The sequence below is a fragment of the Pseudomonadota bacterium genome, assembly GCA_026388315.1.
Classification (GTDB): domain Bacteria; phylum Desulfobacterota; class Syntrophorhabdia; order Syntrophorhabdales; family Syntrophorhabdaceae; genus MWEV01.
This window is the reverse complement of sequence record JAPLKA010000044.1, coordinates 26,511-47,914: the sequence shown is the minus strand read 5'-3', so window position 1 is coordinate 47,914 and position 21,404 is coordinate 26,511. Positions and strand designations below refer to the sequence as shown.

At 45.9% G+C, this 21,404-nt stretch carries 21 protein-coding genes; 13 read left to right on the top strand and 8 right to left on the bottom strand.

Annotated elements, in window-relative coordinates; all coding sequences use genetic code 11:
- Positions 1–30: 30 nt before the first annotated feature.
- Complete coding sequence (locus NTX75_04985; GenBank protein ID MCX5815584.1) at positions 31–1,659, top strand: HD domain-containing protein; 1,629 nt, start codon at positions 31–33, stop codon at positions 1,657–1,659.
- Here NTX75_04985 and NTX75_04980 read toward each other — a convergent pair.
- From NTX75_04980 to NTX75_04965, 4 genes are all read right to left on the bottom strand, one after another.
- A complete protein-coding gene (locus tag NTX75_04980) occupies positions 1,651–4,014 on the bottom strand; it encodes a PAS domain S-box protein (protein ID MCX5815583.1) in 2,364 nt (787 codons plus the stop codon). The two genes, NTX75_04985 and NTX75_04980, sit on opposite strands and share 9 nt — an antisense overlap.
- Before the next feature lie 218 nt (positions 4,015–4,232).
- Positions 4,233–5,060, bottom strand: coding sequence for a formylglycine-generating enzyme family protein (locus NTX75_04975; GenBank protein ID MCX5815582.1), 828 nt, complete (start codon positions 5,058–5,060; stop codon positions 4,233–4,235).
- Between the two features lie 244 nt (positions 5,061–5,304).
- Entirely contained in the window at positions 5,305–7,053 is a 1,749-nt protein-coding gene (locus tag NTX75_04970) for an aldehyde:ferredoxin oxidoreductase (GenBank protein ID MCX5815581.1), read from the bottom strand.
- 3 nt (positions 7,054–7,056) lie between these two features.
- Positions 7,057–7,458: a 4Fe-4S binding protein gene (locus tag NTX75_04965; protein ID MCX5815580.1), complete on the bottom strand. Its 402-nt coding sequence runs from the start codon at positions 7,456–7,458 to the stop codon at positions 7,057–7,059.
- 188 nt (positions 7,459–7,646) lie between these two features.
- Between NTX75_04965 and cysK the strand changes: the two genes are divergently transcribed.
- Together cysK and thiS are read left to right on the top strand one after the other, a co-directional pair.
- Entirely contained in the window at positions 7,647–8,642 is a 996-nt protein-coding gene (gene cysK / locus NTX75_04960; protein MCX5815579.1) for a cysteine synthase A, read from the top strand.
- A gap of 65 nt (positions 8,643–8,707) precedes the next feature.
- Positions 8,708–8,911, top strand: a complete 204-nt coding sequence (gene thiS, locus NTX75_04955; protein MCX5815578.1) for a sulfur carrier protein ThiS — start codon at positions 8,708–8,710, stop codon at positions 8,909–8,911.
- A 4-nt stretch (positions 8,912–8,915) separates the two neighbouring features.
- On the opposite strand, the gene NTX75_04950 is transcribed toward thiS, so the two are convergent.
- Together NTX75_04950 and NTX75_04945 are read right to left on the bottom strand one after the other, a co-directional pair.
- Positions 8,916–9,059, bottom strand: a complete 144-nt coding sequence (locus tag NTX75_04950) for a hypothetical protein (GenBank protein ID MCX5815577.1) — start codon at positions 9,057–9,059, stop codon at positions 8,916–8,918.
- A 96-nt stretch (positions 9,060–9,155) separates the two neighbouring features.
- Positions 9,156–10,049 (bottom strand): ThiF family adenylyltransferase, encoded by an 894-nt coding sequence (locus tag NTX75_04945; protein ID MCX5815576.1) that lies wholly within the window; start codon positions 10,047–10,049, stop codon positions 9,156–9,158.
- 418 nt (positions 10,050–10,467) lie between these two features.
- Here NTX75_04945 and NTX75_04940 point away from each other — a divergent pair, with 418 nt between their 5' ends.
- The 8 genes from NTX75_04940 (at position 10,468) to thiE (ending at position 16,299) form a co-directional block, all read left to right on the top strand.
- Positions 10,468–10,911: a pentapeptide repeat-containing protein gene (locus NTX75_04940; GenBank protein ID MCX5815575.1), complete on the top strand. Its 444-nt coding sequence runs from the start codon at positions 10,468–10,470 to the stop codon at positions 10,909–10,911.
- A gap of 104 nt (positions 10,912–11,015) precedes the next feature.
- The gene (locus tag NTX75_04935) at positions 11,016–11,462 is read left to right on the top strand and encodes an Rrf2 family transcriptional regulator (GenBank protein MCX5815574.1); all 447 of its coding nucleotides are present in this window, start codon (positions 11,016–11,018) and stop codon (positions 11,460–11,462) included.
- Positions 11,463–11,475: 13 nt separating this feature from the next.
- Positions 11,476–12,783 (top strand): O-acetylhomoserine aminocarboxypropyltransferase/cysteine synthase, encoded by a 1,308-nt coding sequence (locus NTX75_04930; protein MCX5815573.1) that lies wholly within the window; start codon positions 11,476–11,478, stop codon positions 12,781–12,783.
- 47 nt (positions 12,784–12,830) lie between these two features.
- Positions 12,831–13,973, top strand: a complete 1,143-nt coding sequence (locus NTX75_04925) for a homoserine O-acetyltransferase (protein MCX5815572.1) — start codon at positions 12,831–12,833, stop codon at positions 13,971–13,973.
- A complete protein-coding gene (metW, locus tag NTX75_04920) occupies positions 13,954–14,541 on the top strand; it encodes a methionine biosynthesis protein MetW (protein MCX5815571.1) in 588 nt (195 codons plus the stop codon). The genes NTX75_04925 and metW overlap by 20 nt, the downstream gene beginning before the upstream one ends.
- 72 nt (positions 14,542–14,613) lie before the next feature.
- Entirely contained in the window at positions 14,614–15,435 is an 822-nt protein-coding gene (gene thiM, locus NTX75_04915; protein ID MCX5815570.1) for a hydroxyethylthiazole kinase, read from the top strand.
- Between the two features lie 25 nt (positions 15,436–15,460).
- On the top strand, positions 15,461–15,628 hold the full coding sequence (locus NTX75_04910; protein ID MCX5815569.1) for a hypothetical protein: 168 nt from the start codon (positions 15,461–15,463) through the stop codon (positions 15,626–15,628).
- Positions 15,629–15,657: 29 nt separating this feature from the next.
- On the top strand, positions 15,658–16,299 hold the full coding sequence (gene thiE / locus NTX75_04905; GenBank protein ID MCX5815568.1) for a thiamine phosphate synthase: 642 nt from the start codon (positions 15,658–15,660) through the stop codon (positions 16,297–16,299).
- Between the two features lie 226 nt (positions 16,300–16,525).
- Here thiE and larE read toward each other — a convergent pair whose 3' ends face one another.
- Positions 16,526–17,335 carry an ATP-dependent sacrificial sulfur transferase LarE gene (larE, locus tag NTX75_04900; protein MCX5815567.1) on the bottom strand — a complete coding sequence of 270 codons (810 nt, stop codon included), beginning with the start codon at positions 17,333–17,335 and terminating at the stop codon, positions 16,526–16,528.
- Positions 17,336–17,357: 22 nt separating this feature from the next.
- The gene (locus NTX75_04895) at positions 17,358–19,085 is read right to left on the bottom strand and encodes a PAS domain S-box protein (protein ID MCX5815566.1); all 1,728 of its coding nucleotides are present in this window, start codon (positions 19,083–19,085) and stop codon (positions 17,358–17,360) included.
- 99 nt (positions 19,086–19,184) lie between these two features.
- Here NTX75_04895 and NTX75_04890 point away from each other — a divergent pair, with 99 nt between their 5' ends.
- Both NTX75_04890 and NTX75_04885 read left to right on the top strand, forming a co-directional pair.
- The gene (locus NTX75_04890) at positions 19,185–19,826 is read left to right on the top strand and encodes a lactate utilization protein (GenBank protein MCX5815565.1); all 642 of its coding nucleotides are present in this window, start codon (positions 19,185–19,187) and stop codon (positions 19,824–19,826) included.
- Between the two features lie 246 nt (positions 19,827–20,072).
- A complete protein-coding gene (locus NTX75_04885) occupies positions 20,073–21,326 on the top strand; it encodes a UDP-N-acetylglucosamine pyrophosphorylase (GenBank protein ID MCX5815564.1) in 1,254 nt (417 codons plus the stop codon).
- Positions 21,327–21,404: the final 78 nt, after the last annotated feature.

Genomic DNA, 21,404 nt, shown 5'->3' with positions numbered 1-21,404 from the left:
GATAATTAATGCCTTTGGGAAGCATTTGAAATGAAAGACAAATACAAAGTAGAAAAGTCGAAGACACAGGAATTGGAGAAGATCGAGGCACAGGCTTCTCCTCCGGAAGAGAGAGGTGCTGACCATATGAATGCATATGCCGCACCTGGAGATGCTGAAGCACTATTAAGATTGATCCTGGGCCTTTCTACAAACTTTATAATTCTCTCCCCGGATGAAGTTGACGATGGGATAAGCGATGTATTGAAGGCTATAGGAAGTTTTGCCGGTGTTGACCGGAGTTATGTTTTTCAGTTTTATGACAGCGGAAAGAATATGAGCAGAACCCATGAGTGGTGCGCAAAGGGGGTAGAAACACAGATACAAACCGCTCATAGCATATCGACCGATGATCTCTCGTGGCTTTATGAGAGGATAAATGGTTTTGAAGTGGTGCATATTCCTGATGTTACTCGGCTTCCGCCTGAAGCAACGGCGGAAAAAGAAGAGTTTTTACGGGGAGGAATTCGATCCATTGTCGCTGTGCCCATAATATCCGGCTATTCCGCTATAGGGTTCATCGGGTTTGAAAACGTTCATTCAAATAAGACATGGTCTGAGAACATAATCGCTTTGCTTAAAATAGTGGGAGAGATTTTTGCTTTTGCTCTTTCAAGGAAACAGATTACAGAGGCGTTGAGAGAGAGTGAGTCTAAATACAAGTCCCTTTTTGAATGTGCCAATGATGCGATATTTCTCCTCAAAGGAGAGGCATTCGTTGATTGTAATACCAAGACCTTAAGCATGTTCGGGTGTACCAGGGATCAGATTATCGGGCACTCTCCTGTTGAATTCTCACCCCGACTCCAGCCGGACGGAAGGGATTCAAAAGAAAAAATCTTTGAAAAGGTAAGTCTTACGTTATCCGGGAAACCACAGTTTTTTGAATGGAAAAACTGCAGATATGATGGGGGCCTTTTTGATGCTGAGGTAAGTTTCAGCCGTGTCGATGTAGGCAATGAAGTTTTCCTTCAAGCGATTGTCCGTGATATTACCGACCGCAAGCAGGCAGAGGAGAAGCTCGAAGATACCCTGGAGAACCTCCGGGAGGCTATGGGGGCAACCATTCAGGTAATAGCCCAGGTGGTGGAAACGAGAGACCCCTATACAGCGGGCCATCAGAGACGGGTGGCGAATCTTGCCCGCGCCATAGCCACCGAGATGAATCTTTCACATAATACGATTGAAGGAATCCGTATGGCAGGGGTAATCCATGACATCGGAAAGATCTCTGTGCCTGCCGAGATATTAAGCAAACCGGGAAAACTGACAAAGAAAGAGTTCGAACTCATTAAAGATCATCCTCAGACAGGATATGATATTCTGAAGGATGTGGAATTCCCCTGGCCTATTGCTACCATTATCCTCCAGCATCATGAAAAGATGGATGGATCAGGCTATCCCCAGGAATTGAGGGGGGAGGAGATATCCCTTGAAGCGCGAATCCTCGCAGTTGCCGATGTGGTAGAGGCTATTGCATCTTATCGTCCTTATCGTCCGGCGCTTGGTATTGATGTAGCCCTTGAGGAAATCTTGAAAAATAAAGGGATTTTCTATGATGATGAGGCGGTAAATGCATGCCTGAGATTGTTTAACGAGAAGGGATTTACGTTACAATAACAGATGCTTTCTCTTTTTTTCTTCATACATCAACGTGTCTGCCTGAGCGATAAGTTCATCGAGAGTTGAGGGTTTTTCAGGTTCATAGTGCGCTATACCCATGCTCAGGGAGAGTGTGTAGTTTCTCCCTTCAGGTTTGTTGTAATCATCAAGGTAATTATGCAGACGCTTCATGAGGACTTCTCTGGTTTCATCAGTGGTATCTATTGCGAGGATTGCAAATTCATCCCCTCCCATACGGCCTATGATATCCGATTCCCTGAATACCTCTTTGAGGATAGTTGCAATCTCAACAAGCGCCTTATCTCCTTCCTGATGACCCAATGTGTCATTAATCTGCTTCATCCTATCCAGATCAACAAAGAAGAGGAGCATGTCTTTCTTTGTCCTCTCTGTTACCTTCATCTGCTGCTGGGCAAGGGTGAAGAACCCCCTTCTGTTATATAAGCCTGTGAGCTCATCTGTAAGGGACATGGTGTGAAGTTGCTCCTCAAGGCGTTTCTGTTCGGTGATGTCATCACAACTTATTATATGCTCTCCTGTTTCGAGCTGGACAGGGATAAAGTTAACAATCTTCTCCGTACCGTCCTTACAGTTTACCTTGAATATCCTTGGTATTTTTTGACCTTCTTTTGCCTGTTTTAAGTCTTCTACCCATGTTGAGATAACTGTTTTTCTGTACTCAGGATCAGGGTATGCCTTTTTAAACCATGTTCGTCCATCAGGAATATCCTCTATATCATATCCGAACAGCTCTTTGAATTTTGGATTGATGTAGATAAAATTTTCTTTTGTATCAATCAGAACCATTCCAAAAGGTGCATTCTCGGAAAGGGTGAGAAACTTTTTTCTCTCGTTAAGAAGCATCTCTTCTGCCTGCTTGCGGTCGGTAATGTCACGGAAGATGCCCATAAGGTAACGCATTCCCCCAATGGTAGTGGGGGTAGAGTCTATATCGGCATAGAAGATTGACCCGTCTTTTCTCAATACCGGCAGGTCCTCGGCAAGAACTTTCTCCCCTTTTAGCTGTTTTTCAAACTCATCAAGAATATGGGAGATATCCTCCGGTGGGTGGATATCGTAGACGGTAAGATTTTTGATCTCTTCTTTTGTATATCCCAGCATGGAGCATATGGCAGCGTTCCCCTGAAGAAATTTTTTGGTTATAGGATCAGCAAGAAGAATCCCGTCACCGGCCCTATCAAAAATTGTCCTGAATTTCTCTTCGCTCTCGCATAGTGCCTCTTCTGCCTTCTTGCGGTCGGTAATGTCCCTGAGATAGGCAAGTGAAACCGGTTTCCCGTTATAGGTAATTTTTGCTACAGAGACTTCGACAAACAGAGTGGTGCCGTCTTTCCTAATCCCTTTGAATTCATATTTTGAGGGAACCGGTTCTCCTCTTTGCCTTTTCCGGTTATACTCCAGAACCATTTCGCGATCGTCAGGGTGGAGTACCATATAGGGAGATTTTCCTAAAATATCCTCTGGTTTTTCATAGCCAAAGATGTCGAGGAATTTCTGGTTCACATATATATGATAATCTCCCTCAACAAGGGCCACCCCGTCATTTGAGTGCTCGATTGCCATCCTGTATCTTTCTTCCGATTCCTGAATAAGCGTTTCGGCGTGTTTCTGCTCGGTGATGTCACGGTTGCTGGAGCATCGACCAAGGAACTGTCCTTCGCTGTTATAAACAGGTTGACATAGATGAGCAATCCAGTGTTCCTTGCTGCTCCGGTTCACAATGCGGAACTCAACCTTGCCCGTTTCGTTAGCCATCAGGTTATGGCACTCATCCGCATGACGTCTGAACAGATCCTGATCATCAGGATGAACGATGTGGTATATTAACCCTGCATCGGCCATGAATTCTTCAGACCTGTAACCACTTATCCTTTCGCAGGAGGGGGATACGTATATAAGATTCCGCTGTGGATCAGTCCAGTACACCCAGTCATAGGTAAAGTCCGCCACAGTCCGGAACTTCTCCCTCTCTTCCTGCAATGCCTTCTCCAAACGCTTGCGTTGCACCGACAAGAATGTGATGATTCCCCCGATGGCAATAAACAGAGCAACTCTTATCAATGCCTGCAATATGATGTTACTGTCTGATGTAAAGGTGAGAATGAGGAAGAAATAAATAATAGCAAGGCATATAGAATATATAAATCCTCGCATTGCGTAATACACACAGCTCAGAATAATAGGGATATAGAAGAGATTCTGAAACACAATAAACGATCCGGAGACAAGACAATAGAGACTAATAAGGATGGTTGCGATTGCTGTGGCAGCGATGAGTAAAATGTGAAGACGGTTTTTCTGAGGATCCTTTTCCGGTTTAGTACTGTTCATTCACGTGGGCCTCTCCAAAAATTGCTGCTACAGCACATATCTTGTTATTATGCCCTATAGCATAATATCCTTATGAAGTTAAGAAAAAAACCTCTATTTCAGGTCATTCATTACCACTTAAAATGTTGCAAAAAAGACCCCTATCGATATACAGATAAGGGTCTATGGCCTAAAAAATCATTCCCTGGGTTTTGCAAGAGGCTTAAGCATAGAGTAATTTAAGAAGCCGCCGAAACCACTACCCTGAAACCGACATCGCCACAACGGTTCTTCATAGGACCCCAGTCGCGCCCGGCAGAACGGCAGCCCTCGCCATGGCTATTGTTGCACCCGCCGCGCATCATGTGGCAAATCCCCGATGGAGTTATCTTTGAATCAGCATCCCAAACCCTACCATCAGTGGGCGCACCATCGTAAGTATAGTGCAGCCCATCCTGACACCACTCCACCACGTTGCCATGCATGTCATATAATCCCCAATCATTGGGTTTTTTCTGGCCTACAGGATATGTGTAATCGTCACTATTGGCAGTAAACCAGGCATATTCAGGGAGCTTGCTACAATCCGGATCGTTTCCGAAACAAAAGCGGGTGGTCGACCCGGCCCGACAAGCATATTCCCACTCCGCCTCGCCAGGTAAGCGAGCATTTTTACCGGTCAAGGCGCTCACCTTTGTACAGAACTCCTGGGCATCTTTCCAGCTCACGCTATCTACCGGCTGATCGGGCTTCCCAGGCATTTGACTGGGATCACTAGCCACCATGTGTCCCAAATGTTCTGGACGAATAAAACGAGCTTTGTGGTGCTTTGAACATTCACTTGGGTCACTGCCCATTGCTTGAACCCACTGTGCCCTTGTCACCAGATAAGCACTCATATAGAAGGGCTTAGCGAAGGTCACCTCGTGCTGCGGCCCTTCATAAATTGTATGACCTTTCTCCGTATCCGGTGACCCCATCATGAACTTCCCCGCAGGAATCTGTACCAAGTCTATCTTCACTCCGTTACCCAAATCCAAGGTTAACTTCTGATCTTTTGCGCTCATTTTATTTAACCCTCCTTTTTTTGTAATTCAGTTAATTACTAATCATCAATTTATAGCGATAACCCATTAGGAAGTCAAACACTTAATCTGATCCACCCTTAACCCATCGCCACAACTTCTACACACTGGTTGAGGTCTTGCAATATAACATTTATTGTTTTGATCCCCACCCACTTTTTCTTCATTGTTCTGCGATCTTATTTAAATTGCAAACAAAAAAATGTGTGTTTTTTATCCGTATAGCCTATAAAAGGAGGTTTTTGAAGTGTTTCGCTGTTTCCCTCAGATAAGAGGGGTCGATGCGGCCTGATGGCGTAGGAACGGTTAAAACCCTTTCCGGTATGGTGAAATTCTCCATGTCAAATCCCATCTCCCTTTTAAGGGCATTTTTTTCCATGAGGATTTTTTTCCCGATTTCACGAAGCCTGTCTTCGCTCACGTCCAATCCGAAAAGTTTCAGACATCTGCTGACGCGCTCCATTGTATAGATATTTCGAGCAAACAAGCATATCACCAGACTTGTGAGGACCTGTCTTTCCGCTTCTTCGTTAAAGAGCTGTTTCGCAAGCTCCTCCGGCGGGAGCAGGGCGCCTTTGCGCAACATTTTCTGATCAATGCTGTACCCGGCACTGTCGAGGTGGCTGTGTCTTGCGCCGGTAATATGGGTAAGATGAATGGAGGGACCGGTATGATAGCCTGATAGCTCATTTCCAAAGTAATTTACTGCGAATTCGCTCCCTCCATACCTTTTTGTCAGTGCATCAAGACCTTTTCCCATGAGTTCGAAAAACTCATTGTCAGGTTCAATCATCTTTTCAATAAGTTCAATATAGCCTCCGGCATCTCCAAAGGCAGGGGAGATGCCACCTGTCTGCTCCCTGCCAATTAAACCTTTTGCATATGCCTCAGTTGTCCAGCCGAGGATGACCCCAGTCGTGATTACATCGATACCGTATTTTTCAACCGTTATCATGATTTTCAAAAACGCTTCAACAGTCTGAATCCCGAGTAATGAACCCACACTGTACAAAGGTTCATAGTCGTAGCATACAAAGGATGTTTTGTAGAAATAGGGATCATCGGGGTATTTTTCGCGGAGAACGGCAAGGTGTATGCATCCTACCGGACAGTGACTGCAGGCAACCCTCCTTCCGAGATGGGCCTCTGCGAGGTTTTCACCGGAGAGTACCTCTGCCTTCTCGAAGCTTGTTTCCTGGAAATTCCTTGTTGGAAGAGCGGAGAGTGCATTGAGGGGAAGGATGTTCTCGGCTGTTCCGAGTTCATGGTATTTTTTTGTGGAGGAGGAGACACATGATGTGTAGATTTGATCATAAAGCGCTTTATATTCTTTTTTGTTCTCGACAGGTACGGTTCGAGTCCCTGTTACCACAAGTCCTTTCAGTTTTTTACTGCCGAAGACCGCACCCAGTCCGAGTCGTCCAAAATGGCGATAGGTTTCTGTAGTCAGTGATGAATAGGTGATAAGCCGCTCACCGGCTTTGCCTATCCTCATGATAGTCCGTAAACCGCTCTTACCGTCGCGTTCACGCATGATACGGCCTGCAACTGCCATATCGTTCACACCCCAGAGCGCCCGTGCATCACGGAAATGGACAGCTTTACCATCGATTACCACGTAAACAGGTATCTGGCTCGCCCCCTTGATGACGATTGCCCCGTAACCGGCCTGCCATATGGAAATGGCGCTTCTTCCACCGGCGTGGCTTTCACCAAGGTAGCCGTTATGAGGAGATTTAAAAAGCGCTACAGTCTTTGAAACCATAGGGAATTTACCTGTAAGTGTGCCCACGGAAAAAACGATTACATTTTCAGGACTCAGAGGGTCAGCCTTCGGGTCAAGGAATTCTTTCAGAAGCTGAATACCGGCGCCTGTGCCACCGAGATATTCGTTGAAATATGCTTCCCTTTTTTCAATGTGATAGGCATGTTTGCTCAGGTCAATAATGAGAACATTGTTGATAAAAGTATCCATTATTCACACTTTCTCTACGCCGAGCACACCGTATGCACAGTAATCCATGCAATAGCCGCAGTACAGGCAGACGAGTGGCTTATTTGTTTCAGAATCCATTGTTATGGCTGAAAAAGGACAGGCATCAACACACCTGCCGCAGCCTATGCATTTCTCCGAACTGAGCCTTACTCCGCCAACCTCCCTTTTCTGAAGTGCATCGACAGGACACACATACATGCAGGATGGGTCTTTACAGGCACGGCATACGATGACAGTGAACCCCCTTGCCACCCCTCCGAGGGATTTTACATGGATTCTCTGGTCCTCGAGCGATGCATTGCCTTCCCTTCTTGTGCAGGCAAACATGCATGACTGGCATCCTACACACCGTTCCGCATCTTCTATGACAAGTCTTCTGATCATTGTATTTGCCCAGTATTAATATTACTACATTTGATGGTCTCGTAAAAAGCACTTTTATTAGTTATCCAGGCATTGTATATTTGTTTGAAAATAACTTGACAGAATAGTCTGCTAAAAGTATAGTAAACATACTAAATTGGTAGTAATTAAAATGAACAGTAACGAATGTTATTATACCGGAGGTTGAAATGGCACATTATTTTGAAGACAACTCGTATTCAATCGGGAAAACGCCATTGGTTAAACTGAACCATGTAACAGATGGTGCCAAGGCAACGGTCTTGGCAAAAATAGAAGGACGGAACCCTGCGTACTCGGTGAAATGCAGGATTGGTGCGGCGATGATATGGGATGCTGAAAAAACAGGAAAGCTGAAACCCGGCATGGAGATTATTGAGCCCACGTCAGGGAATACAGGCATAGCTCTTGCCTTTGTTGCCGCTGCGAGAGGGTACAAACTGACACTTACGATGCCTGAAACGATGAGTATCGAACGGAGGAAGGTATTGAAGGCACTCGGGGCAAATATTATCCTTACCGAGGCGTCAAAGGGGATGAAGGGGGCTGTCGATAAGGCGACAGAGATTGCAGAAAGTGATCCTTCACGCTACTTTTTGCCTCAGCAGTTCGAGAATCCGGCAAATCCAGCTATCCATGAGGCCACGACAGCCGTTGAAATCTGGAACGACACCGACGGGAACATGGACTTTTTTGTATCAGGGGTCGGCACCGGCGGCACGATAACCGGTGTGAGCCGTTATTTTAAGAAAACAAAAGGAAAAAACATCGTATCTGTTGCCGTAGAGCCGGTTCACTCGCCAATCCTCACACAGGCACGTAATGGTGAGGAATTAAAGCCGGGTCCTCATAAAATCCAGGGTATCGGGGCTGGTTTTGTACCTAAGGTTCTTGACTTGAGTCTTGTTGACCGTATCGAAACTGTGACGAATGATGAGGCAATAGAGATGGCGCGCCGGCTTGCAAAGGAAGAAGGTATTCTCTCAGGAATTTCCTGTGGCGCCGCAGCAGCCGTGGCAGTACGAATCGCAAAGGAGCCGGAAAGCGCAGGAAAAACAATCGTTGTTTTATTGCCGGATAGCGGAGAGCGTTACCTGTCAACACCACTTTTTGAGGGAGTTTTTACAGGCGTGGAAAAGGCGACTGCCTCTGATTCAATAATTTGATCAGGCAGATTATTAAAGGGTTACCCCGGGAAGACTTTTGATTATATAAAAATATGGGGAATATATTGAAGATTATTGCCAATGGTCTTGAAACAGAAATTCCGGAAGGAACAACGGTGACGCAATTGCTTGATATTCTCGAAGAACCGTCGAAACCTGATATGATTGTCGAAATCAACAGACGGTTCATCCATGCAAAACTTTATGAATCAACGATTCTGAATGCAGGAGACTATGTAGAGATTATCCACCTTGATATAGGGGGATAATCTGTTATAGCCTGCACCCTCCGCTATAATCGCCCGTTAGATCCTTGATTACAGGGTTACCACCACAGAGAGGGCATGAGGGATTTCTGTCAACGATGAATGTTCTGAAATCTGCCTCAAGGCAGTCGTAAACAAAAAACCGTCCCATGAGGGGATTGCCTTTTTTCAAAATGAGTTTCAGCGCTTCAGCGGCCTGAACCAGGCCGATCTGTCCGGGGACAACCCCCAGGACCCCTACCTCGCTTCAGGTGGGCGCTGTGCCTGCCGGAGGTATCTCCGGGATCATACACCGCAGACAAGGGCCGCCGCCTTTTGGATAAAAGACACTTGCCTGCCCGTCGAATCTGACAGCTCCTCCGAAGATGTAAGGTTTGCCTGAAAGGAAGGCAGCGTCATTGAGGAGAAATTTTGTTTCAAAGTTGTCGGATCCATCTATAACAATATCAAAATTATTCACAATCTCGAGGGCGTTATCCGGCGTGAACCGTTCCTGATAAGTGATAATATTGACTTCAGGGTTGATCCGCTCAATAGCCTCTTTTGCTGAATCTGTCTTTGGCCTGCCGATATCGGCAGTAGCATGCAGTACCTGGCGGTGGATATTGCTCAAATCCACCCTGTCAAAATCGACAATGCCAATTGTTCCTACACCTGCCGAGGCGAGATAGAGACCAGCCGGGCATCCGAGCCCGCCCACCCCTACAAGCAAAACCTTTGCTCGCAATAATCGTATCTGACCTTCTTCACCAATCTCGTGGAGCAGGATTTGCCTGCTGTAACGCTTAATCTGATCCTGGGTCATTGTCCCTTCGGTCTTGAACTTGTAGCCGGCTTCAACCCAGGCATTAAACCCGCCAGCCATCGAAGTGACATCGGCGTACCCCATGTTTTGAAGCGTTTTCGCAGCAATCAGAGAACGTCTCCCGGAAGCGCAATACAATAATAAAGGGACATCTTTTTCTGTATGCAACTCTTCTGGTTTTACTTTTAAAATGCTATTCGGTACGAATGCTGCACCGTCAATGTAACCGGTTGCAAGCTCTTCTTTTTCCCTTATATCGATGAGGCGGATATCCCGGTTTTTATCCTGGATTACCCGGTAAGCATCCTGTACAGAAACTTCACGAACATCATTCATCTATCCTCCTGAACAAGAAATATAAAAAACCTCTTTAAATTTATTAAATCTAATGAGAAAATACAAGACGACTTATGAATTTTTCCGAATAATTCATGCAAAGGCAGCGGAGTTGTCAAAAAACACATGAAAAGCCTTTTTTATTTAGCCGCAGACGGACGCAGACAAGAGATGGACGGTATTTTATATCGGCTGCCGACCTGGCACCCGATATACTCCATGCCCTTCGGGCAGAGTGAAAATATAATATATTCGCCCGTTAGGGCTGAATATATGATAGACGGCAATGTCGCTGGCTATCAAAAAGACTATTCATCAGTATTCATCCGCTCTTGTCCGCATTTGTCGAGCGATAGCGGGCGGCAAAATAATTATAGATGCTTTGACAAAACGATAAATAAGTTAAGGAGGTGTTCCGATGATTAAAAGGACTATGTCATTTTTTATTGTTCTGTTTGCTATTCTGCTTTTGCTTGCAGTGAATGGAGGATACGGGTTCAACGATGCCGATGTCCAAAAACTGAAAGCAACAAATCAATGTATGGGCTGTGATTTATCCGGTGTCCGACTGACCGGTATGAGCCTGTCCGGTGCAAACCTGTCCGGCATAAACATGACAAGTGCAAAGCTGACGGGTGCAAACCTGTCCAAGGCAAATCTGCATCTTGCAATCCTGACCGGCACAATTCTGCAGAATGCCGACCTATCCGGTGCAAACCTGATGGGTATGGTCCTGTGGGATGCAAACCTTACCGGTGCAAACCTTACCGGGGCTAACCTGACCGGAGCGCGCCTGGGTGGCGCTACCTGGACTGACGGAATAAAATGTACAGAAGGCTCTGTCGGAGAGTGTAAGAAATAAATGTTTTCATAATCATCGCAGCATACTGGTAAATAAAAAATATTTGACAACGCAATAAGAAAGTAATACTATAGTATTTCTACTAAAATAGTAGGAGATAAGATATGAAAATATCCACAAAAGGGAGATATGGTTTAAGGGCGCTGATTGACCTTTCCATGAACGGCAAGAGCGGGTCACCGGTTTTTCTTTCCGATATTGCAAAACGGCAGGGGATATCCGATAAATATCTTGAACAGATAGCCACTCAACTGCAAAGAGCCGGGCTGGTAAAAACGATTCGCGGGAGAAAAGGCGGCTATCTGCTCAATAAACCGGATAATGAGATTAAGTTGAGCGAAATAATAAAAGTACTGGAAGGGCCCATCTGTCTGGTCGATTGTGTCGCTGAGCCGGATACCTGCTCAAAATCTTCTTTATGTTCTTCAAGGGATATATGGACAATAGTGAGCAATAAAATCGAAGAGGTATTATCAAGTTATACATTGGCCGATCTGTCAAAATTGCAGGAAGAGAAAAGCGGGGCGGGCTCTTTAACGTACCACATATAGGGAGGGTTTACTTATGTCTAAGAGAAGGCTTGATACATTGGCGATCCATGCGGGCCAGGAAACCCCCGACCCGGCAACCGGGGCAAGGGCTGTGCCCATTTATCAGACTACATCGTATGTCTTTAATAATACGGAACACGCGGCGAACCTTTTTGCCCTTAAAGAGTTTGGCAACATTTACACTCGTATCATGAACCCTACCACGGATGTCTTTGAAAAGAGGATGGCCGCTATTGAAGGCGGGACAGGCGCCCTGGCGGTAGCATCCGGGCAGGCAGCCGAGACCCTTGCGCTCCTTGCAATTACCAAACCTGATGATGAAATTGTCTCTGCAAATAATCTCTATGGAGGATCCTACCAGCTTTTTCACTACACATTCCCGAAAGTATTCTGCCGTTTCGTTAAGTTTGTGGATTCAACTAAGCCTGAAGAATTCAAAAAGGCAATTACAGAGCGAACGAGGGCGATCTATGCTGAAACGATAGGGAATCCGAAACTCGATGTGCCGGATTTCGAGGCGATAGCGAAGATAGCCCATGATGCAGGCATACCTTTTGTGGTGGACAATACCGTCGGTGTCGGCCTGGTAAGGCCTATCGATTACGGGGCTGACATTGTCGTATTGTCGGCAACAAAGTTTGTGGGAGGTCACGGTACGTCCATAGGCGGTGTGATTGTGGATTCCGGCAACTTCAACTGGGGTAATGGCAAATTCCCCGATTTTACCGAGCCGGAGCCAAGTTACCATGGATTGAAATTCTGGGATACCTTCGGCAACCTTCCGGGCATGGGGAATATCGCCTTTATCATTAAAGTGAGGGTGGAGCTCTTAAGAGACATAGGTCCCTGCCTGAGTCCCTTCAACTCCTTCCTTTTTCTGCAGGGGCTGGAGACACTGTCTTTGAGGCAGAGAAAACATTCGAAAAATGCCCTCGCCATTGCGCGATTCCTTAAAGAGCATCCTTTGGTGAACTGGGTCAATTATCCCGGACTTGAAGAACATCCGGGCCATGCGGTGGCAGCGAAATATCTGAATGGTGACTATGGGGCGCTGGTAGGTTTCGGGATAAAAGGTGGACTGGAGGCAGGGAAGAGATTTATCAATTCCGTGGAATTATTATCACACCTTGCAAATATCGGTGATACCAAGACCCTTGTTATCCATCCGGCATCCACCACCCACCAGCAATTAACAAGGGCGGAACAGGAGGAGACGGGGGTGACCGAGGATTATATACGGCTTTCCGTAGGCATCGAAGACGTGGAAGATATTAAGGAAGATATAGATCAGGCGCTTAATAAAGCAGTGAATAGTGAATAGTGAATAGTGAAAAGCTGAAGGTGAAAGGTGAAAAGTGAAAGGAAGAAATGGTAAAACGTGATAAGGACATAGGCTTAGTTGAAACCAAATACTATACCTTTGCCCATCCACCCGATGAACTGGAACTGGAGAGCGGCGAGAAGCTCGGGCCTGTTACCCTTGTCTATGAGACCTATGGCACCCTGAATGAGAGTCGCTCCAATGCAGTACTCGTTCTCCATGCCCTGACCGGCGATGCCCATGCTGCAGGGTTTCACGAAGGCGATAGGGACCCTGGCTGGTGGGATAATATGATCGGCCCCGGAAAGGCATTCGATACAAACAAATACTTTATTATCTGTTCCAATGTCCTTGGCGGCTGCAAGGGTTCAACCGGCCCATCTTCTATAGATCCAAAGACAGATCGGCCTTATGGGCTTAATTTTCCTGTTATTACCATTAAAGACATGGTAAATGCCCAGCGGTACTTAACGGACTACCTTGGTATCGGTAAATTTCTCTCTGTTGCCGGTGGTTCCATGGGTGGGATGCAGGCTCTCCAGTGGGTCGTCTCGTACCCTGACAGGGTAGGTTCGGTGATCCCCATTGCAACAACGGCAAACCATTCTCCCCAGCAAATAGCCTTCAATGAGGTGGGGAGACAGGCAATCATGGCCGACCCAAACTGGAACGATGGTGATTATTACGGAAAAGAACTCCCTGCAAAGGGCCTTGGTGTGGCAAGGATGGTCGGTCACATCACCTATATGAGCGACGTATCGATGAGTGAAAAATTTGGCAGACGGTTCAAGGATATCAAAAAGCCCTTCAAGTTCAGTCCGGAGTTTGAGGTTGAGGGGTACCTCCAATACAGGGGCGACAATTTCATTAAACGTTTTGACCCTAATTCCTATCTCTATATCACAAAGGCCATCGATTATTTTGACCTTTCAAACGGGAGGGGGCTTTACGAGTCATTAAAGGGGATTAAGACCCGTTTTCTCATTATTGCCTTCAAATCTGACTGGCTTTATCCGGCTTATCAGTCGCAGGAGATCGCACGGGCATGCAAACTGGCAGGTGTAGAGGCAATATACTGTGAATTGAGCTCTACATATGGCCACGATGCCTTTCTTGTAGAGGTTGAAGAGCAATCCCACCTGATAAAGCACTTTCTTGAGAGGGCGACACGTGATTTCAATCAAGCCTGATTATAAAACCATTCTTGAACTGGTAACCCCTGGATCCTCCGTTCTTGACCTTGGCTGCGGAAATGGGGATTTACTTGCCCTTCTTGTGAGCGAGAAAAAGGTCAGGGGTCAGGGGATTGAGATTGATGACAAAGCGCTATTCGAGTGTGTTGCCAAAGGATTAAACGTCTTTCATGACGACATTGATACCGGATTGGCCGAATATGGAGATAAATCTTTTGATTTTGTCATCATAAACCAGACCTTCCAGCAGGTTAAAAGGCCGGATGTAGTCATGAGAGAGGCTATGAGGGTGGGAAGAAAGGTGATTATCGGTATTCCCAATTTTGCCCATATTAAAGCACGTTTTCAGATGTTTTTCGGGGGCAGGGCGCCTGTTACACAGGCACTTCCTTTTGAATGGCATGATACGCCTAATCTGCACTTTCTGAGTATTCTCGATTTCATCGAGTATTGTTCGAAGCGTACCATAAGGATAGAAGATTCATATTTTTTCGGGAACAGCAGGCGGGTATGGATATTTCCGAATCTCTTTGCCGAGACGGGAATCTTTGTCATCGCAGAATAACCATCCAAAAGGGTTTTATTTTCCCGTGCAGATTATGCTAATAATGATCTATTTTATAAATGGTGAGGAAAAATGAATGAACATGAATTGTCAAAAAAGACCATTGAGATATTACGTAAGATCAGGAAACAACAGCCCCTGATTCACCATACAACAAATTTTGTGGTAATGAACAGCACAGCCAACGTGACGCTTGCCATCGGCGCCTCGCCTATCATGGCACATGCGCATGAGGAGATGGAGGCAATGTCTGCATTTACCAGCGCATTGAATCTGAATATCGGGACGCTCACCCCTTATTGGGTGGATTCCATGCTTATTGCAGGGAAAGCCGCAGGGGGAAGGGGTATCCCTATTATTTTGGACCCGGTAGGCTCTGGCGCCACCCCGCTCAGAACTGAGGCGGCTAAAAAAATCCTGGCGGAGGTACCCGTGACCGTTATCCGTGGCAATGCATCGGAAGTGATGTCTTTGTTTACGCATAAAGAAGAGATAAACATCCGCGGGGTGGATTCTCTTGAAACAGTTGATGCTGTTCGTGATGGGGCACACCGGTTGGCAAGAGAGTTGAAGAAAGTAATCGCAGTCACCGGTGAAGTCGATTTTATCACCAACGGCGAAAAGGCTATAGAAGTCCACAACGGGCACCCCATGTTCGGACGGGTTACCGGTACAGGCTGTGCAGCAACAACTGCTATCTCATGTTTCTGCGCCGTTGAACCGGATCCATTAGTGGCAGCGGCCTGCGCCCTCGGATATTACGGGCTTGCCGGAGAAGAGGCGGCCCTGGTGTCGAATGGTCCCGGAAGTTTCCAGGTGGCATTGTATGATGCGCTGTATAATATGTCCGAAGAAACGATGATGGAAAGGCTGAGAATAAAGCCGGTGAGATGAGCGTAGAGCGGAGAGCAGAGACGAGATGGCGATGGGGCGAATCGGCGAATCGGCGAGAGATACAAGGGCAGGGATCAGGGAGAAGGTAGCAGGTAGCAGTGGGTCAGGTAGCAGGGGTCAGGTAGCCGCAGGCTTTCCCGCCTTTCACTCGGTTCTGGCGGACAGGAGCCTGCGTACTGACAGCCGACCCTGACAGCTGACAGCTAAAGGCCGATTTGGTATATGATAAAAAAACCTACATTGCAGGATTACCGACTGTACCTGGTAACTGATCCCCGTTTCAACAAGGGGTATTCGGTGCTTGAGCAGGTAAAACTGGCGCTTCAGGGCGGGGTAAAGATAATCCAGATAAGAGAAAAAGAACTGCCCGTAACAGATTATATCAAACTTGCTTCAGAGTCATTAAAAATGACCCGCGCACATGATGCCTTTTTGATTATCAATGATTCCATAGAGGTCTTATTGGCCGTAGGCGCGGATGGGCTTCACCTGGGTCAGGAGGATATGCCTGTCAAGGAGGCCCGTAAAATTGTGGGTCAGGATGTTATTATCGGGGTATCTGTCAAGACCATAGAGGAAGCGATTCATGCCGAAAAAGATGGGGCGGATTATTTAGCAGTGAATGGTGTTTTTCCCACCGGCACAAAAGAAAACCTTGGATATCTTCCAGGGCTTGAAGGAGTAACGAAGATACGGCAGGGCACGCATCTCCCGGTTATCGGGATTGGAGGAATCAATCTTCAGAATTGCCGCAGCGTCATTGAAGCAGGGGCACACGGTATAACAGTCGTGACAGCCATTACCATGTCAGACGACATTCCCCGCACCTGCCGGTCTTTTTTTGAAATAATGGGAATGCAATAAGTCTGAGATTGCCACGCCCTTCGGGCTCGCAATGACATGGGGTATTAATAAAATGTAACACCTATAAAATGAAGAGGATTCAAGGGGTCAAGGGGAAGAGCCGAACCAGCGAACCGGCGAGTGGCGAGTGATTCATACCATTTCACCATCATGCATTAAAACAATTACCTGGGCTCACGTTGCCCCCTTCAGCCCGCCTCTTTTTCTTTCTGCTATTCACTATCTACTATTCATTCTTCACCGGTCTGTTCATGCTGCCGGTTCTGTAACCCTGGAGGTCGAGGGTTATGTAGAAGAAACCGCAGTTTTGTAATGCCTCAGCTATTTTGTCTTTATTTTCAATCACTTTATTGATTTCATCATTCGCCACTTCTATGCGCGCCACACTGCCGTGATATCTTACCCTTGCCTGGCGTATGCCAAGACCCCGGATAAAATCTTCAGAAACTTCTATCTTTTTAAGGAGTTCAATATCAATGGGTGTGCCATAGGGTATCCTTGATGAAAGGCAGGCAAAGGAAGGTTTGTCATGCGTAGGGAGATGCAATTGCCTTGAAAGTTCCCTGATGTCGTTTTTTGTAAGTTCAGCCATTAATAATGGGCTTACTATTTCCTGCTCAACACATGCCTTTCGTCCCGGCCTGTAATCATCCATGTCATCGAGGTTTGATCCTTCAACAACATGGAGAAAACCCTTTTCCGTTGCTATCTCCCATGCCTTGCGGAAAAGGTGGCTTTTGCAATAATAGCACCGCGACTTATCATTCCGGACAAAATCAGGGTCTTTCATTTCCGATGTTTCTACAATGATGTATTCGGCTCCAATGAGCGCTGACAGAACCTTTGCTTCTTCTATTTCTCTTGCAGGACATGTGGGGGAAAGCCCGATAAAGGCCAGAACATTTTCTTTTCCAAGTACGTCAACACACGTTTTCAGGAGAAACGTGCTGTCCACACCGCCGGAAAAGGCTACGATCACCCTCTTAAGTTCCTTGGTAATCTCTCTTAAATATCTATGTTTTTGCTCAATGTCCATAAATTGATGATTTTATAATAAGTTATCTTTCAGCGTAATTTCCTTTTTTTCTCTTCTTGTCCTCATACATCAACTTATCAGCCAAAGCTATGAGAGTATCAAGGGAAACGGGGTTTTCAGGATTATAGCGAACCATGCCGATACTCGTCGAGAGTGTGTAATCAAGCTTTGCGCCTGTATTGTATTGATCAAAGTTGTCCTGCAAGCGGGAAGTGATGAATTGAGAGATATCTTCTATTGCCTCCATTGCGAGCACCACAAACTCATCGCCGCCAATACGGGCAATAATATCCGATTCCCGGAATGTTTCCTTAAGTATGTTGGAAGCGGCAACCAGCGCCCTGTCTCCCTCTTCGTGACCCAGGTTGTCGTTGATCCACTTCAAACGATCAAGGTCTGTAAAGATGAGGAGTACATCTTTTTTCATACGGTCAGCGATTTTGAGCTGTTGTTCGCCGAGTGCAAAAAATCCCCTCCTGTTATAGAGGCCTGTAAGTTCATCTATCAGGGAGAGTGTCTTAAGTTCCTCCTCAAGCCTTGTCCGTTCAGTGATATCCTCGCAGGTCATTAAAAACTCACCTGTCACTAATTTAACCGGTGTAAAGCTTACTATCTTTTCGGTCCCATCTTTACAGGTTGTTCGAAAAACCTTAGGGTATTGTTCTCCTATCTTTGCAGTATCAACAAAGTGAGCCCATTCCAGTATAACGATTTCCCTGTATTCACGGTCAGGATAACCCTTTCTGAACCATGACTTTCCATTGAGCACATCACTTAGATCATACCCGAAGAGTTCGGTGAACTTGGAATTGATGTATTTGAATCTACCATTCCTGTCAAACAATACCAACCCGAATGGCGCGCTCTCGGAGAGGATTTGGAATTTCTTTCTCTCTGTTTGCAATGCTTCTATCATCCGCTTGTTATCGGTAACATCACGGATGGTTTCTATTGCACCGACGACATTGCCGTAGCGGTCGTACAGCGGTTTTGCCTTTGCCCAGAGCCAGGCCCCGTATTCTCCAAAAGTGGGGATGAATATCTCTGTGTAGAGGGTATCCTTTTCCTTCTTCATAAGAGGGTATCTCTGTTCGATTGTATCGTCTTCAGGTGAGAGGGCCAAATCAATCATGATAGGTCTTTTTTTTCCGTAGAAAGGTACCCCATACTCATAGTTGCCCTTCCCGACCATATCTTTTCCCTTCACACCGGTCAATTCCTCCATTGTCTTGTTCCATGCAATCACAACGCCCTGTCTATTAATTACAAAAGTCGGGTCTGGAAGATAGTCAAAGATATCAAAGAGGCGTTTTTCCGATTCCTTTAAAGATTCAACTGCCCTCGTACGCTCAGTAATGTCCTCAAAAGATATAATATTCTCACCATTTTCAAGCGCAACAGGGATAAAATTTACCACCTTTCTTGACCCGTCCTTGCAGGTCACTGTGAACACTCTCGGTCTATGCTCGCCGGGTTTTGCCTTTTGAGAATCATCAATCCAGGTTGAAATAACCTCATGTCTGTAATCCGGATCGGGATATGCCTTTCTGAACCACGTTCTCCCGTCAGGTATATCGTGTAAATCATACCCGAACATTTCTTTGAACTTTGGGTTTATATGGGTGAACGTGCCATCTTTATCGACCATTACCAAACCGAAAGGGGCATTTTCTGAAATGATTGAGAATTTATGTTTCTCGTTTTGGAGTTTCTGCTCTGCCTGCGTGCGTTCGGTGAGATTGTTGTTCATGTTGCTCAAACCTCTGATACCGGTAAACCGTTGTTTGCAAATCATACATTGTTTTTAATCAAAACACAAAGTACAATATAAAAAAGGAGGGGATAGGCCATGACAGAATTTCAAAAATGGTACCAGGATATGCAGATAGAGAGAACCATTAAGGCGTTGAAAAAGCATAATTTTGATGCACGGTTTGTACCGAAGGCTTCTGATGCCCTTGGAGAGATTTTCGGAATCATCCCGGAAGGGGCAACGGTTGGGGTAGGGGGTTCGCTCACGCTTAATCAGATTGGGTTTTTCGATGAGGCAAAGAATCACCCTATTAAGCTAATGAATTCGGCTGTACCGGGAATCTCGCCGGAAGAAGCACTGAAGATGCGCCGGGAGATGTTGCTTGCTGATTTTTACCTATGCAGCAGTAACGCTGTCACAGAAGACGGGCAGCTTTATAATATCGATGCTACGGGAAACAGGGTAGGGGCTATGATGTTCGGACCGGGGAAGGTGATTCTTGTTTGCGGGGTGAATAAGATTGTAAAAGATATCGAAGATGCCCGGAGAAGAGTCCAGGAGTGGGTTGCACCGATGAATGCGAGGAGACTTGGATTGAAAACGCCCTGCGCAGAGACCGGGGAATGTGCGGACTGTTCCTCCCCGCAAAGAATTTGCAATATTTATACGGTTCTGGCCAGGAAGCCATTACGGACTGATGTCGTGGTTATACTTGTCGGTGAGCAGTTGGGTTTCTGATCTGCAATACAGGTTCTATTGGTTCTATTTGTCCCATTAGTTCTATTGGTTTTAACCAATAAGACCAATGAAGCCAATCAAACAAATATAACAGGTTCTTAATATAACATGGTTCTATTTTATTCATATTGACACAAAATTGAGAAAGTGTTAATTTTACAACGATTTTTTGGACGTCTGCTTTCTCAGGAGTCACGGGCAGGCAGACTTTTAACGGGTTAATAATTTATATTTCTGGAGGAGAGGATGGATATTAAACCGCGATGCTATGATAAGGTTGTTCAGCTTATCAACAAAGGCGCCGATATTCCGAATCCGTTAACCCTGGATCTGGGCGACGAGGTGGATGTTGAGCGTATATCCGGAAAGGATGTCAGGATTTATCCGGGTTGCAGGATTTACGGTGAACAGACTGTTATATCGGCAGGCGCCCGGATTGGCTATGAAGGTCCTGTCACAATAGATAATTGCCAGTTGGGCCCTAAAGTTGAGCTTAAGGGCGGATATTTTAATAAAGCTGTCTTTCTTGAAAAGGCAAACATGGGTTCGGGGGCGCAGGTACGTGAAGGCTGTATTCTTGAAGAGGAAGCCAACGGTGCACATTGTGTAGGTTTAAAACAGACAATACTTTTCCCTTTCGTGACCCTCGGAAGCCTGATTAATTTCTGTGATTGCTTAATGGCCGGAGGGACAAACCGTAAGGTTCACAGTGAGGTGGGGAGCTCTTATATCCATTTTAACTATACGCCTGATGGCGATAAAACCACAGCTTCACTGATCGGTGATGTGCCAAGGGGTGTGATGCTTAATCGGCCGGCCATCTTTCTTGGCGGCCAGGGCGGTATAGTGGGCCCCTTGCGTATGGGGTACGGCAATGTAGTTGCTGCCGGTTCGGTGCTCAGAAATGATTTTCCTGAGGACAATAAACTTGTTGTCGGGAAGACGCATTCCTCAAAAACCATTAATTTTACTCCCAGGGCATATACAAACCTCCACCGGATAGTTGGCAATAATATCATATATCTATCGAACCTGATGGCCCTTGAAGAATGGTACATACATGTAAGGCGTCCGTTTTTTGATGCACAGGAATTCGGTCATCTTATATATGCGGGTGTGCTTGACAAACTGGCGCTTGCGAAAAAGGAACGGATGAAACGTTTACAAGTATTGGCTGAAAAGGCAAAACTGTCTTCTGATGATGAGACAGACAGCAAACGGGAACTGGCTGGAAGAAAAGAATTCCATGAGAGGTTTATTGAAATAGAAGGGCTTTTTACAGGCGCTATACAGGATGATGTTGTTGAGAAATGCCGGGATGATTTTCTCTCTTCCTTTGATAAAACAAAGCGGGGGAGCGAAACAAATTATATAGCGGCCATACAGGGTTTGCCTGCTCACATCTCTGAGAAAGGCACGCTATGGCTTCAAAAGATTGTTGATACTTTTTGCAAAAAGGCGAAAACTATAACGCCGGCGCTAAAAATGTTCAATGTATAATTATCCCGCAATAAGTATTTTCATTAGTTATTGCGAGGAACAAAGCGATGCGGCAATCTAATAATATAAGGAGAAATT

Excerpts from the sequence above, each read along its gene's own strand:
- NTX75_04970 (MCX5815581.1), bottom strand. The coding sequence starts at position 7,053 with ATGGATACTTTTATCAACAATGTTCTCATTATTGACCTGAGCAAACAT.
- NTX75_04895 (MCX5815566.1), bottom strand. The coding sequence starts at position 19,085 with ATGAACAACAATCTCACCGAACGCACGCAGGCAGAGCAGAAACTCCAA.
- NTX75_04930 (MCX5815573.1), top strand. The coding sequence starts at position 11,476 with ATGTCTAAGAGAAGGCTTGATACATTGGCGATCCATGCGGGCCAGGAA.
- NTX75_04890 (MCX5815565.1), top strand. The coding sequence starts at position 19,185 with ATGACAGAATTTCAAAAATGGTACCAGGATATGCAGATAGAGAGAACC.
- NTX75_04965 (MCX5815580.1), bottom strand. The coding sequence starts at position 7,458 with ATGATCAGAAGACTTGTCATAGAAGATGCGGAACGGTGTGTAGGATGC.
- cysK (MCX5815579.1), top strand. The coding sequence starts at position 7,647 with ATGGCACATTATTTTGAAGACAACTCGTATTCAATCGGGAAAACGCCA.
- NTX75_04950 (MCX5815577.1), bottom strand. The coding sequence starts at position 9,059 with ATGGGACGGTTTTTTGTTTACGACTGCCTTGAGGCAGATTTCAGAACA.
- NTX75_04940 (MCX5815575.1), top strand. The coding sequence starts at position 10,468 with ATGATTAAAAGGACTATGTCATTTTTTATTGTTCTGTTTGCTATTCTG.
- thiM (MCX5815570.1), top strand. The coding sequence starts at position 14,614 with ATGAATGAACATGAATTGTCAAAAAAGACCATTGAGATATTACGTAAG.
- NTX75_04925 (MCX5815572.1), top strand. The coding sequence starts at position 12,831 with ATGGTAAAACGTGATAAGGACATAGGCTTAGTTGAAACCAAATACTAT.
- NTX75_04885 (MCX5815564.1), top strand. The coding sequence starts at position 20,073 with ATGGATATTAAACCGCGATGCTATGATAAGGTTGTTCAGCTTATCAAC.
- NTX75_04935 (MCX5815574.1), top strand. The coding sequence starts at position 11,016 with ATGAAAATATCCACAAAAGGGAGATATGGTTTAAGGGCGCTGATTGAC.
- NTX75_04985 (MCX5815584.1), top strand. The coding sequence starts at position 31 with ATGAAAGACAAATACAAAGTAGAAAAGTCGAAGACACAGGAATTGGAG.
- larE (MCX5815567.1), bottom strand. The coding sequence starts at position 17,335 with ATGGACATTGAGCAAAAACATAGATATTTAAGAGAGATTACCAAGGAA.
- NTX75_04910 (MCX5815569.1), top strand. The coding sequence starts at position 15,461 with ATGGCGATGGGGCGAATCGGCGAATCGGCGAGAGATACAAGGGCAGGG.
- NTX75_04975 (MCX5815582.1), bottom strand. The coding sequence starts at position 5,060 with ATGAGCGCAAAAGATCAGAAGTTAACCTTGGATTTGGGTAACGGAGTG.
- thiE (MCX5815568.1), top strand. The coding sequence starts at position 15,658 with ATGATAAAAAAACCTACATTGCAGGATTACCGACTGTACCTGGTAACT.
- NTX75_04980 (MCX5815583.1), bottom strand. The coding sequence starts at position 4,014 with ATGAACAGTACTAAACCGGAAAAGGATCCTCAGAAAAACCGTCTTCAC.
- NTX75_04945 (MCX5815576.1), bottom strand. The coding sequence starts at position 10,049 with ATGAATGATGTTCGTGAAGTTTCTGTACAGGATGCTTACCGGGTAATC.